Source organism: Bradyrhizobium sp. BTAi1, from assembly GCF_000015165.1.
Taxonomy (GTDB): Bacteria; Pseudomonadota; Alphaproteobacteria; order Rhizobiales; family Xanthobacteraceae; genus Bradyrhizobium; species Bradyrhizobium denitrificans.
Genome location: NC_009485.1, coordinates 7,138,967 through 7,151,139 on the forward strand (window position 1 = coordinate 7,138,967; position 12,173 = coordinate 7,151,139).

General features: G+C 64.9%; 10 protein-coding genes, 1 tRNA gene and 1 pseudogene. 5 read left to right on the top strand and 7 right to left on the bottom strand.

The window, feature by feature from the left end; translation table 11 throughout:
- Positions 1–112: 112 nt before the first annotated feature.
- From BBTA_RS41000 to BBTA_RS31910, 4 genes and pseudogenes are all read right to left on the bottom strand, one after another.
- Positions 113–289 (bottom strand): hypothetical protein, encoded by a 177-nt coding sequence (locus tag BBTA_RS41000; RefSeq protein WP_168167935.1) that lies wholly within the window; start codon positions 287–289, stop codon positions 113–115.
- Positions 290–664: 375 nt separating this feature from the next.
- Positions 665–937: pseudogene (locus tag BBTA_RS40405) on the bottom strand (IS3 family transposase); the annotation flags it as partial.
- A gap of 414 nt (positions 938–1,351) precedes the next feature.
- Positions 1,352–1,428 (bottom strand) — tRNA-His (locus tag BBTA_RS31905).
- Positions 1,429–1,683: 255 nt separating this feature from the next.
- The gene (locus BBTA_RS31910) at positions 1,684–2,118 is read right to left on the bottom strand and encodes a phasin (RefSeq protein ID WP_012046642.1); all 435 of its coding nucleotides are present in this window, start codon (positions 2,116–2,118) and stop codon (positions 1,684–1,686) included.
- A 522-nt stretch (positions 2,119–2,640) separates the two neighbouring features.
- Between BBTA_RS31910 and BBTA_RS31915 the strand changes: the two genes are divergently transcribed.
- Positions 2,641–5,586, top strand: a complete 2,946-nt coding sequence (locus BBTA_RS31915; RefSeq protein WP_012046643.1) for a PAS domain-containing sensor histidine kinase — start codon at positions 2,641–2,643, stop codon at positions 5,584–5,586.
- On the opposite strand, the gene BBTA_RS31920 is transcribed toward BBTA_RS31915, so the two are convergent.
- The gene (locus tag BBTA_RS31920; protein WP_012046644.1) at positions 5,571–6,782 is read right to left on the bottom strand and encodes an NnrS family protein; all 1,212 of its coding nucleotides are present in this window, start codon (positions 6,780–6,782) and stop codon (positions 5,571–5,573) included. The genes BBTA_RS31915 and BBTA_RS31920 overlap by 16 nt on opposite strands.
- A gap of 168 nt (positions 6,783–6,950) precedes the next feature.
- Between BBTA_RS31920 and BBTA_RS31925 the strand changes: the two genes are divergently transcribed.
- Positions 6,951–7,670, top strand: a complete 720-nt coding sequence (locus tag BBTA_RS31925; protein ID WP_012046645.1) for a Crp/Fnr family transcriptional regulator — start codon at positions 6,951–6,953, stop codon at positions 7,668–7,670.
- Here BBTA_RS31925 and BBTA_RS31930 read toward each other — a convergent pair whose 3' ends face one another.
- On the bottom strand, positions 7,671–7,862 hold the full coding sequence (locus tag BBTA_RS31930) for a DUF1858 domain-containing protein (protein ID WP_041751716.1): 192 nt from the start codon (positions 7,860–7,862) through the stop codon (positions 7,671–7,673).
- An 82-nt stretch (positions 7,863–7,944) separates the two neighbouring features.
- A complete protein-coding gene (gene hemN, locus BBTA_RS31935; RefSeq protein WP_012046647.1) occupies positions 7,945–9,297 on the bottom strand; it encodes an oxygen-independent coproporphyrinogen III oxidase in 1,353 nt (450 codons plus the stop codon).
- Between the two features lie 214 nt (positions 9,298–9,511).
- Between hemN and BBTA_RS31940 the strand changes: the two genes are divergently transcribed.
- From BBTA_RS31940 to BBTA_RS31950, 3 genes are all read left to right on the top strand, one after another.
- Entirely contained in the window at positions 9,512–9,721 is a 210-nt protein-coding gene (locus tag BBTA_RS31940; RefSeq protein WP_012046648.1) for a hypothetical protein, read from the top strand.
- Between the two features lie 348 nt (positions 9,722–10,069).
- Positions 10,070–11,164 (top strand): copper-containing nitrite reductase, encoded by a 1,095-nt coding sequence (gene nirK / locus BBTA_RS31945; protein WP_012046649.1) that lies wholly within the window; start codon positions 10,070–10,072, stop codon positions 11,162–11,164.
- Between the two features lie 51 nt (positions 11,165–11,215).
- On the top strand, positions 11,216–12,097 hold the full coding sequence (locus BBTA_RS31950; RefSeq protein ID WP_012046650.1) for an SUMF1/EgtB/PvdO family nonheme iron enzyme: 882 nt from the start codon (positions 11,216–11,218) through the stop codon (positions 12,095–12,097).
- Positions 12,098–12,173 lie beyond the last annotated feature (76 nt).

Consider the following 12,173-nt stretch of genomic DNA (forward strand, 5'->3'; position numbering starts at 1 on the left):
GATTACCCGAAGCGGAATCACCAGGGCGCGCGGCTACAACTATTGTCCCGCGCCAGATACTACGCGGATCTTGTTAGCTACTGGAAGCACTGCGTCGACATCACCCCTGAATTCACGCGCGCTCGACACACTCTCTCCAATCGCCGACGGCGGACAACGTGGATGTGCGGCGCGCAGACCCCGTCACGACGAGACTGGCAGTCTGCTGAAGAACCGGCGCGTGGTCACGGATCTCGGTGATGTTGCGTTCCGGACGAGAGACCGCTGTCGGCGCGATGATCTCCGCCACGGACGTGGCCTCATGCGCCAATCAGCTTGAGCATCCGGGCGACGTTAGAGCCGATCAGCTTGAGGAGGACATCGCTAGGCACACGGTCGCGACCCCGGTGCTTGGCTTGGCGTATGGTTCCGTGCTGCTTGATCATGGCCAGACATGGACGGGGCGATATCCGTACCTCACCCGTGTCTGACAGACGTCCTTGATCCGATTCTTGAGAGCCGCCTGGTCGCCACGCTTGGACTTGTAAACATACCGTGCGCGATCGATCCGAAGTGCCGAACAGGCCCGCCTGATCGAGACCTTCCAGTCGTTCCGCACCTTGTCGACAAGCTCACGCTTGCGGCCAGGCTTCAGAGCTTGTTTTGAGAGCACATCCTGCAGCATGGCCTTTGCCTCCACCAGGATCGGCACGCGGACACCGCACGCCTTGCGGCGGGTACGGCGCTTGCGCACTGCGAGCCCTTCCTCCCGGTAGAGCCGGTGGATCCGATTGATCCCGGACGGCTCGCCCTCACGCGGCAGCAGGATGAACAGCCGCCGATAACCGAAGCGCCGCCGCTCGCAGGCGAGCTCACGCAAGCGCCGCCGAAGCCCGGTGTCAGGTGGCCGACGGGATCCGTGCGCTTCGCCCTCAAGGATTACAACCGGATCGACCATGGCTATGCGGCAACGATCCACAAGGCGCAGGGCATGACTGGGGAGCGCGTCCATGTGCTGGCGATGCCGGGCATGGACGCCCACAGCCACTGGATCGCAGATCCGGTCGGATGGCGACCCAGAGATCGCTTCCCAAACTCAGGCCCCAACCAGAGGCTCGAGTCGTGATGAACACGAAATAGCTTGGTCCGGGTGCAATCCGGAGACGTGACTACCCGCCGTCGTGCCATCCCGCAATTGCGGCTTCGGAGCTCTTAGGCCGTCGATCGAGCGGTACTGCGAAGCGCGGATGATGCGTCGGCAGATTTTTCCGACGGACTTGGCAACGGCAATGCTTCGCTCGCGTGTGGTTGCTGGATGGTAGCCAGCCCGAGCGGCCAGCGCGCGAAACTTCGCGCAAGCCATTGATTTCATTGGTACAGTTGGGTGGGCTCGAACCACCGACCTCCTGTTCCACAGACAGGCGCTCTAACCAACTGAGCTACAACTGCATCCGTCATGACGCCACCCCACAAGGGGGCGCCGAACGGGCCGGAAACTAGGTGCAACGCGCGAATTTGGCAAGGCCGAGAACGGATAAAGTCGCGCGCCATACCGCCGTTTGTTTCACCCCACGGGACCGCCCCGAGACCGGTCTCCAAAAAATCGAGCTCGCAAACGGCAAATTTGCGAGCCCCAGAAAGCTGAGAATTGCCGTTCCGGCAGCGCCCGGCCGTGCCGCGCGCTCCACGGACAAGCCGCCGGTCTCAGGCCGCGGTCTTGAACAGCTTGGTGGCGCTTTCCTTGATCGGCTCCACGGTCTCGGTCGCAACCTTCTGGCCGAGCTCGGCGAGTTCCTTGGCCTGACCGGTGAACGTCTCGAACTGTTTGCGGACGAAACCGCTCCACAGCTCCAGCGCCTCGGACGGCGACTTCACGCCGAACAGCTCCTGAGCGAAGTCGAGCGAAGCGGTCGTGTTCGCCTTGGTGAACTCCATGACCTTGGACGAATAGGTGCCAGCGCCCTTGCTTGCGTTGGCAAAAAACGCCTCGATGGCCGAATTGTGGGTCTCGGCTGCATCCTTGAATTTCGCATAGTTTTCGCGGGCCTGCGACACGCCTTTTTCGGCGAGCGCGCGCACCTGCTCGGGAACCTCGAACGGAATGATGGACGCTGAGAAAGGATCGGTGGCATTGGTCATGGCATGCATCCTTCGAACATTGACGTTGGACCGGCCCGGCAATCGGGCGTCACTTCGGATCACGCAGAGGAACCGCCCCTGGGAGGTAGCAACAACCTCGCGTAGAGCTATATCGTGTCGAATTTGTGCAACGCAATGAAAATTCCACAATCAGGAACTCCCGCCGGATTCGGATTTGCAGGATAGGCTTGATTGATCGCGCGCTTCGACAGTGCTCAGGGCCTGCAGCGCGCCGAACAGCGGGGGCACCACGACTGCCGTCACCGGGCCGCCTTGGTCTGTTCAGACCCTGCCATACTCAACCGCGTCGCCATCCTTGTGGCAGGGCAGCGGCCTCCCAGAGCAGACGGATGTCCCCACTGGGGCGCGGCAGGAACACATTAAGGTTATCCAAGCTTTAGCACGCCAGGACCTCGGCCCGGCCGTGGACCTCGGACGGCAACATGCGCGATAGTAACGAATTCTTAACGCTGCCGTTGCGGCGCCGATCAACGTCATGAGAGCCACCGCCGTCGTCGCGCCATGAACCACGCCGATTTCGAGTTGCAGGCCTTGAGCGACCCCCGGCTGGCCGTCCATGCCGCGGGCAGCCTGCCGGCATGGCTGTGGTCGGCGGACGGCAGTCGCGTATTGTGGGCCAACGCCATGGCTGCGCGGGCTCTCGGTGCAGCCAACAGTTGGGCCCTGGTCGACAAGAGGTTCGGACCGGCCGATCAGCACCGCCGTCAAGTGGCTCAGCTGGCGCGCCGGCTGCCGGAAAATGGCGCCATCCGACTCGAGCGCCTGCGCGGGTTCGGCGCGCCGCTCGGCGCGCTTGCGACGTGCGGTTGCGCAATGATCGACCTGCCGGACGGCATGCGCGCCGTCCTGATCACCGGCACGGACAACAGCGGCCGCAGCTGGCCGCTGACGGAGCGCCTGAGGCGGCTTGTCGAGAACAGCGGTCTCGCGCTGATCGCCTTCACCGCGCATGGCGAGTTCGCCGGCATCAGTACAGCCGGACGGCGCCTGTTCGGCATCCACGACCTCAGCGCGCCGCTGTTTGCGGATGTCCGCAACGAGGCGCTGACCGCAGGCTTCGCCGAGATACAGTTCGGCGACGAGCGCGCCGTGCTCCACCGGGTCGGCGCTGGCAGCCAAATCGGGCTGGTCGCAGTCCCGGCGCCCGCCCCGGCCGTCAAGCAAGCGGAGCCGAACGCCGACGTGCCCGTTGACGCCGTCCCTGTCGCCGAGACGGCTGCAACACCTCCCCACCCCGCCAATCCTGCCCCCGAGGTCGCGGCCGAGTGTCCGCCTCCTCCCTCGATGGATGCAATGACTGAACGCCCGTTGGACGACGAGACATCAGCGCAATCGCGCGAAGCGGCTGCCGCATTCGCTCCGCTCGACGAACCCGCCGTGCAGGCGCCGCCGGTCGTCGGCATCGACCGCCCGGAGCCAACGTCTTCCATCGCGGCCGAGACGGCTGACGCTGACGCGACGGCTTTTGCGCAATCCGACCTTGCGCCGGCCGCAGATGCGCCGCCACAGCAGGACAACATCACCGTGTCGACCCGTGACGCGTCCGTCGCGTCGGACGCGCCTCCCATCGACAATGGTGGGCTCGAAGCGGCGGGCAATGTCGTGCCTTTCCGCCCAGCCGGCGAAACCAAACATCCGGCGCTGACGCCGGTGGAGAACAATGCCTTCCATGAGCTCGCGCGCCAGCTGTCGGCAAGGCTTGAAGGCGACAACCGCAATGCGCCGGCGGACGCGGCAGCGGCGACGCATGAGCCGGCGGCGCAAGTGACCGAACCATTCGACGCGCCGCATGTCCCCACGTCATTGCTCGGCAGCGATGCGAGCGATCAGCCCACAGCCGGGCTGCAGGCCGAGTGGCTCACGCCCGAGCAACCGCCCGCCCAAGGCGACAGCCAGCGTGACCGCATCCTGCTGGATCTGCTGCCGACGGGAATGCTGATCTATCGGCTTGACCGCCTGCTCTATGCCAATCCGGCATTTTTCAAGCAGATGGGCTACACCGATCTCGCGACTCTGGAGCAGGCCGGGGGCCTCGATGCGCTCTATGTCGAACCCGGCGCGCCCGCCGGCTCTGGCAAGCCCGAGGTCGGCACGCCGGTGACGATCTCGGCGGCCGACGGCTCCTCCAGCGAGGAGATCAAAGCCGAGGCGCGTCTGTTCACGATCACCTGGGACGGCGACAGCGCGCATGCGCTGATCTTCGCGCCCGCACCTGGCCCGGCGGCCACCGCCGTGTCCGCTCCGGCCGAGACCGGATCGGCCCCCGCTCCTGCACCGGCCGCACCGGCGCCGCTGGTCCTCGCGCCGCCGCCCGTCGCCGGTCATGCCGACGCGGAAGATCTCGCCGCCATCCTTGACGTCACCGCGGAGGGCATCCTGATGTTCGATGCTGGCGGCAATATCCACGCCTGCAATCGCAGTGCCGAGGCCATGTTCGGCTATGACGGAACGGAGCTCGTCCGCCGCAACATCATCGAATTGTTCGCGCCGGAAAGCGCAAGGCTGGTGCTGGATCATCTCGACCGTGTGCAGCAGGCGGGGACCGCCAATGTGCCGGAGCCGAGCCGCGAAGTCTTGGGCAAGGTCGCCCAGGGCGGCGCCATCCCGCTGTCGATGACGATCGGCCGGACCAGACAAGACGGTCCGAATTTCTTTGCCGTGTTCCGCGACCTGTCGCAGCTTCGTCGCGGTGAAAGCGAGTTGCTGCAGGCGCGGCGCGTCGCCGATCGCGCCGCCAGCGCCAAGGCCGACATGCTCGCGCGGATCAGCCACGAAGTGCGGGCCCCGCTCAACGCCATCATCGGATTTGCCGAGGTGATGATCGGCGAACGCTTTGGAACGCTCGGCAACACGCGCTACGCCGAGTACATGAAGGATATCCGCGCGTCCGGCGAGCGCGTGGTGTCGCTGATCGACGATCTGCTCGAATTGTCGCGCATCGAGACCGGCAGACTGGAGCTTGCCTTCACCAGCCAGAATCTGAATGAGCTCGTCGAGGGCTGTGTGGCGGTGATGCAGCCGCACGCCAACCGCGCCCGCATCATCATCCGCACCTCGCTGTCGCAGAGCCTTCCGCCGGTCATCGCCGATGCCAGGGCGCTGCGCCAGATCGCCATGAACCTGATCTCGACCTCGATCTCGCTCGCCAATGCCGGCGGCCAAGTCATCGTCTCCACGGCGACGTCGGATTTTGGCGAGGTGGTGCTGCGCGTGCGCGACACTGGCCACGGTCTCAACGACCAGGCGGTGGCCGCCGCGCTCGAACCGTTCCGCGCGACGGCGGGGCCCGAGCAAGGCCATGACGGCTCGGGTCTCAGCCTCTCTCTCACCAAGGCGCTGGTCGAGGCCAATCGCGCGCAGTTTCACATCAAGGCGGCGCCGAAATCCGGCACCTTGCTCGAGGTGGTGTTCTCGCGCGCGGTGGCGCGCAATCAGAGCACCGCCTGAGCCGCTCCCGATGCGCGGACCGCCAGTGCGCGCAGCTTGAGGCCGAGCAGCAGCGGTCCGAACGCCAGCGCATAGCCGGCAAAGGCCACGATCCAGGCGAACGCAGCCACGTGCAGAAGCCCCTCGGCATGGCTCGGCGCCAGGACCGCGCAGATCCGCGTCAAGGCGGCGATCAGGATGGCCAGATAGATCGCCTGGGTCGCAGCCGACGCCGTCAACGGCTGTCCAGTATGGCCGAGCGTGGCGCGTGTCATCACTGCGAGCGTCGTCACGCCGGCGGCCCCCGCCATCCATGCATGCAGCCCGGCGCTCGGCAGCACCCATCCGAAGCTCGCCGCCGCACTCATCAGGAAGCCGAGTGGCACAAAGGCGTAGCCGATATGCAGGATCACCAGCAGCCGCTCGCGGAAGGTCCGATCGCCGGCCCAGCGCCCGAGTCTCACCACATGCATCACGCCCGCCGCCGCCAGCACGTAGCCGGTTGCGACGCTCTCCGGCACCACGACCCAGCCGGCCAGACTGAGCGCGCTGAACAGCACGACGGCCATATCGAAACGGCCGAACGGCACCGGCAGCCGCCCGGGATTGTGCTTCACCAGCCAGTTGCGCGTGAAGCTCGGCGTGATGCGACCACCGATCAAGGCCAGCAGCAGCACAACGACCGCGACTCCGATACGGATCGCATAGTCGGCCGAGCCGTGCAGATGGGCTTCGACATGGAACGCGACGTTGCCGGCGCACAACACACCCACGATGGCCACGACCGGCAGATTGTGCCAATTCCGTCCCGCAGCGATCTCGCGCGCTGCAGCGAGCACGACCAGCAACAGAAAGCCCGCATCGATCAGCAGCGCGGCCCACCAGGGGCCGAAGGCCGAGAACGTGACGGCGATCCGCCCCGCCAGCCACAGGGTCACCAGCATCAGCAGAGGCATGCCGCGAATCGGCAGGCGTCCGGTCCAGTTCGGAATTGCAGTGAACAGAAATCCGGTCACGATGGCCGGCAGGTAGCCATAGAGCATTTCATGCACGTGCCAGTCGCGAGGGGCGAAGCCTGAGCTCAGCTTCAGCTCTCCGTAGAAGGTCGGAAGCCAGACCAGGATCGTCAGCGCGGCCTGGATTGCGCCGAGCAGGAAGAATGGCCGGAACCCATTCGCGAGGAAAGTCCAGCCCTGATAGTTGCGTGGATTGGCCATAGGCGTGCTCGCTTGCTTGACGACGGGAACCGCGCCCCGATGGACGCCGTTTTCCAGATATAATCGACGTTCGGCGATGAGGGGTTGTGCCAGCACAAACTTCCGATCACGCCAGAAAACATGCTATGGGAGCGGCGCCATCTGGCGTGCATCGCCGCGGAGAACATCATGGCTGCCATCGACCGCTCACTGGTCGCACATCTGCCGCTGTTTACCGGCCTCTCCGCCGAGGACCTCACCGAGGTGCTGCGTGAGGCGCGCTCCATCCGGGTACCCCGCAACGCCGCAGTGTTCGAACAGGGCGCGGATGCGACCTCGTTCTTTCTTCTGCTGCACGGCCATGTCCGCGCCAGCAAGACGACGCCGACCGGCGACCAGATCGTGGTGCGCTATGTCGTGCCCGGCGACACATTCGGCGTCGCGCCCGCCATCGGCCTGCAGCATTATCCGGCGACGGCGACCGCCGTCGACGACAGCATCGTGCTGGCCTGGCCATCGGCCGCCTGGCCGCGGCTGGTCGCGCGGTTTCCGTCGTTGGGGGCGAACACGCTCCAGACCGTCGGCCAGCGGCTCCAGGAAACGCATGCCCGCGTGATCGAGATGTCGACACAGCAGGTCGAGCAACGCATCGCACATGCGCTGTTGCGGCTCGCCAATCAGGCGGGCCGCAAGCTCGATCGCGGCGTGCAGATCGATTTTCCGATCAGCCGGCAGGACATCGCCCAGATGACCGGCACGACATTGCACACAGTCAGCCGCATCCTGTCCGGCTGGGAGCAACTCGGGCTGGTCGAAAGCGGGCGTCAGAAGATCGTGCTGCGCGAACCGCACAAGATCGTGCTCCTCGCCGAGCAGAGCGCAGGCGACACGACGGCCTCCCGCCCCTGATCACGTCGCGGCCGACAAGGCCGAGAGGAACAGGTCGGGATCGACGCCATGCTCGCGGCAGGCATCGGCGACATTGTGAAAACAGGCGATCGGGCAGCCGACGCAGCGCATCTGGAATGCGAGGAAGACGCGGATCGTTTCCGGCTTTCGCCGCATGACGTCGTCGACCAATTCATTAAAGGAGATTGGCATGCGTGCCTCCATTCCAAACGAATGGTAGCAGGCATGCCGTTAGTGGTCTTTGTCGCGGCACAACCACCGCGTCTTATCAAGATTAGACGGCGCGGCTGTGCAACTGCTTCGACGCGTCGAGATGAGCATCGAAGGCCGCAGCCACGCTTCGCACCAGGAACCGGGAATGTTCGGTCACGGCGAGCGAACCGCCCCTGAGCTCGACCACGCCGTCAGAGATCAATGACTGCAGGCGCGGCGCAGATTCCAGCATCGCGTCGGCGGCCATGCCGTGACGGGTGCAGATGACATCAAGGTCGACGCCATAGTCGCACATGATGCGCTCGATGATGTCGGCGCGCAGCCGATCATCGTCGGTCAGGCCGTAGCCCTTGACCGTGGCGAGACTGCCGGAGGCGATCTTCTCCTCATAGGCACGCACCTGCGGCGCGTTCTGGATATAGCCTTGCGGCAGTTGGCCGATGGCCGATGCGCCGAAGCCGATCAGGAGGTCGTTGGCGTCGGTCGTGTAGCCCTGGAAATTCCGATGCAGCCTGCCTTCGCGGAAGGCAATGGTCATCGGATCGGCCGGCAGCGCAAAATGATCGAGCCCGATCTGCACGTAGCCTGCGTCCTTCAGCGCTTCGCCGATCACGCAGGCCTGATCGTAGCGTTCCAGACTGTCGGGCAATGCGGTATCCTGGATCTTGCGCTGGTGCGTCTTGAATGACGGCACATGCGCATAGCCGAACACCGAGAGCCGGTCGGGACGCAGTTCGATGGAGCGCCGGACAGTGTCGAGACAGGACGCCACGTTCTGATGCGGCAGCCCATAGATCAGGTCGAAATTGATCCCGGCCACCCCGACCTCGCGCAAACCATGGGTGGCCGCCGCCGTCTGCTCGAAACTCTGCACCCGGTTGATGGCCTTCTGCACCAGCGGATCGAAGCTCTGTACGCCCAGGCTGGCGCGGTTGACTCCGCTGGCGCCGAGCGCGGCGATCATCGCCCGCGTCAGCGTGCGCGGATCGATCTCGATCGCGATCTCGGCGGACGGCAGCACGAAGAAGGAATGACGCAGCGATCCGACCAGATCGACGAAGGACTCCGGCGCCATGATGGTGGGGGTGCCGCCGCCAAAATGGATATGCCCGACCTGGAGCCGCCGGCCGATCTGGCGCGACACCATGTCGATCTCGCAGCGCAGCGCGGATTCATAGACCGCGATCGGCTCGTCGCGCTTGGCGACCATGGTGTTGCAACCGCAATACCAGCACATCGATCGGCAGAACGGCACATGCAGGTACAGCGATGCCGTGGCGGTCGTCGGGATCGCCCGCAGCCACTCCGCATAGGTGGACGGGCCGACCGACGCCGAGAAATGGGGCGCCGTGGGATAGCTGGTGTAGCGCGGAAGGCGCTCCTGCCCGTAGCATGCCGCAAGATCTGGTCTCATGTCCTGCCTGTCCACCTGGTTGGGACGTCGTTAACGTTGACTGTCATTGGCACGGGGCTGGCGCTGCCGCCTTGAGCCTGCTCAAAGCGGAGCCGGCCAGATCCCCTCAGACTTTCAGTAAATCGCCGGCTTTCATCCTCGACTTTGCGCTTCCTCAAAGTGACCCGGTTATTTCACGGCATCATCCGGTCGTTGCCGATTCGAGGGACCCGCAATGGATGTTCTGGACTTGATGATCCGTATCTTCGCCGTCGTCTCCAACATCCGTGGCCATATCCCTCAATCCGACGGGTTCGATTCCTTCCGAGACGATCAGGCGCCGGTCGGGCTGCTCGGCAATCTCGCGATGTTTCTGACGACCGTCTTCTGCGTCGCGGCCGGACTGGCCTTCGTGACGCTGCTTGCGATCCGCTGGCTCGGCTAGTTCGACAGGACGACCGTCGCGCCGAGACCTGAAAGCATCACGTGCGCCTGACATGGCCGCGCGGACGGCCGCTTCGTTCTTCGGTCTGGCTTCGGATTCAGCAGCCGCGGTCCGGCCCTGGCCTGACACCGATTCCTCAGGCGATCAGGCCGGACATCGCGCGGCGCGCCCCCCTTCTTCTCATACTGCGAATGATATGCGGATGCGCGCAGATCCAACGGATCTCATCCGCATGAGGCACTACTCTTCTCGCGATTGCTAAGTTGCTTGTTGCAGCACAAACAAGTCCGGTTCCAACAGGCGCATGCTGATCGCGGCCCACAACAGATCCAAACGAAGGAGCGATCCATGTTGACCCGCCGCACCGCCATGTTCAGTGCAGCCATCGCCGCGATGATGCTTGCGGCTCCCGCTGTTGCCGAAGACCTCAAGCTGCCGCGCCAGAAGGTCGACCTGGTCGCCCCGCCGTTCGTGCATGCGCACGAACAGGCGACCAAGCAGGGCCCGAAGATCATGGAGTTCAAGCTCGTGGTCCAGGAAAAGAAGATGGTGATCGACGAGAAGGGCACCACCTTCCAAGCCATGACCTTCAACGGCTCGATGCCCGGACCGCTGATGGTCGTGCACGAGGGCGACTATGTCGAGCTGACCCTGGTCAACCCGGCCACCAACACGATGCCGCACAACATCGATTTCCATTCCGCAACGGGCGCGCTCGGTGGCGGTGCACTGACGCTGATCAACCCGGGCGAGCAGGTCGTGTTGCGCTGGAAGGCGACGCGGACCGGCGTGTTCGTCTATCACTGCGCCCCGGGCGGACCGATGATCCCCTGGCATGTGGTCTCCGGCATGAATGGTGCCGTCATGGTGCTGCCGCGCGACGGTCTCAATGACGGCCGCGGTCACGCGCTGCGTTACGATCGCGTCTACTACATCGGCGAGCAGGATCTCTACGTTCCCCGCGACGAGAAGGGCAACTTCAAGTCCTACGATTCCCCCGGCGAAGCCTATACTGACACCGAGGAGGTCATGCGCAAGCTCATCCCGACCCATGTCGTGTTCAACGGCAAGGTCGGTGCGCTCACCGGCAAGAATGCGCTCACCGCCAATGTCGGCGAGAACGTGCTGATCGTGCATTCGCAGGCGAACCGCGACAGCCGTCCGCATCTGATCGGCGGCCATGGCGACTATGTCTGGGAGACCGGCAAATTCTCCAATGCGCCGGAGACCGGGCTCGAAACCTGGTTCATCCGCGGCGGCTCCGCAGGCGCCGCGCTGTACAAATTCCTGCAGCCTGGCATCTACGCCTATGTGACCCACAATCTGATCGAGGCGGCCAATCTCGGCGCAACCGCGCATTTCAAGGTCGAAGGCAAGTGGAACGACGACCTGATGACGCAGGTGAAGGCTCCGGCGGACATCCCGGCCGGTTCAACCAACTGATCAGCTCAGGGGGCCGGCCTGTCCGGCCCCCTCTCGCTTCGATGTGCTGCCATGCTCCTCGCCTTCAAAATCAAGCTCACCCTCGCCTGCATCGTGGGCCTGGCCGGTCCGACGGCCATGGCGCCGATCATCGCCGGGCTGCATAGCCCGGCCGCGAGCCTCGATGGTCCGGCCCTGACCGAGATCGCGCCCGGATCTTTCACCTATCGCGACGCGGGCGACCATGTTCGCAACGGCCGCCCGGCCGAGGCCCCCCTCTCCAGCGTCCGCTTCGAGCGCCCGCTGAGCATCATGACCAACCAGGTCAGCGCTAGCGACTATCAGAGCTGTGTGGACGCCCGCGCATGCCGCGCGCTGGATCGCGACGTTGCCATTGCCATCGATCGCCCGGCCGTCCAGGTCAGCTGGCATGACGCCGTCGCCTATGCCGAATGGCTGTCGCGCAACACCGGGTACACCTATCGCCTGCCCACGGATGCGGAGTGGGCCTACGCCGCCGGCAGCCGCTTCAAGGACGATGGTGTGACGATCGATGCTGCCGATCCGTCGCGGCGCTGGCTCGCCCGTTACGAGCGTGAAGCCACGCTGCCCGACGATCCCAAGACGCGCAGCTTCGGCGGCTTCGGCACCAACGAGCACGGCGTGGCCGACATGGCCGGCAATGTGTGGGAATGGACCTCGACCTGCTTCACGCGCAATGTGCAGGATCAGGCCGGACGCGTCGTCAAGACCGTCAGCAATTGCGGTGTCCGTCTGGCCGAAGGCGCGCACCGGGCCTACGTCACCGACTTCATCCGCGACGCACGCGCCGGCGGCTGCGCGTCGGGCACGCCGCCGAGCAATCTCGGCTTCCGGCTCGTTCGCGAACAACTGCCGTGGAGCCACATGGTCAGACAACGCGCCAGATCGGCCCTCATGGTGTTGCGCTCCTGACGACGAGGCCTGCTGCCCTTTGTCCCGGTTTCGCGCCCGAGACTGGGACAAATGACAGTGACCTCTTATCAACTTT

Excerpts from the sequence above, each read along its gene's own strand:
- BBTA_RS31940 (WP_012046648.1), top strand. The coding sequence starts at position 9,512 with ATGGATGTTCTGGACTTGATGATCCGTATCTTCGCCGTCGTCTCCAAC.
- BBTA_RS31950 (WP_012046650.1), top strand. The coding sequence starts at position 11,216 with ATGCTCCTCGCCTTCAAAATCAAGCTCACCCTCGCCTGCATCGTGGGC.
- hemN (WP_012046647.1), bottom strand. The coding sequence starts at position 9,297 with ATGAGACCAGATCTTGCGGCATGCTACGGGCAGGAGCGCCTTCCGCGC.
- BBTA_RS31930 (WP_041751716.1), bottom strand. The coding sequence starts at position 7,862 with ATGCCAATCTCCTTTAATGAATTGGTCGACGACGTCATGCGGCGAAAG.
- BBTA_RS31920 (WP_012046644.1), bottom strand. The coding sequence starts at position 6,782 with ATGGCCAATCCACGCAACTATCAGGGCTGGACTTTCCTCGCGAATGGG.
- BBTA_RS31925 (WP_012046645.1), top strand. The coding sequence starts at position 6,951 with ATGGCTGCCATCGACCGCTCACTGGTCGCACATCTGCCGCTGTTTACC.
- BBTA_RS31910 (WP_012046642.1), bottom strand. The coding sequence starts at position 2,118 with ATGACCAATGCCACCGATCCTTTCTCAGCGTCCATCATTCCGTTCGAG.
- nirK (WP_012046649.1), top strand. The coding sequence starts at position 10,070 with ATGTTGACCCGCCGCACCGCCATGTTCAGTGCAGCCATCGCCGCGATG.
- BBTA_RS31915 (WP_012046643.1), top strand. The coding sequence starts at position 2,641 with ATGAACCACGCCGATTTCGAGTTGCAGGCCTTGAGCGACCCCCGGCTG.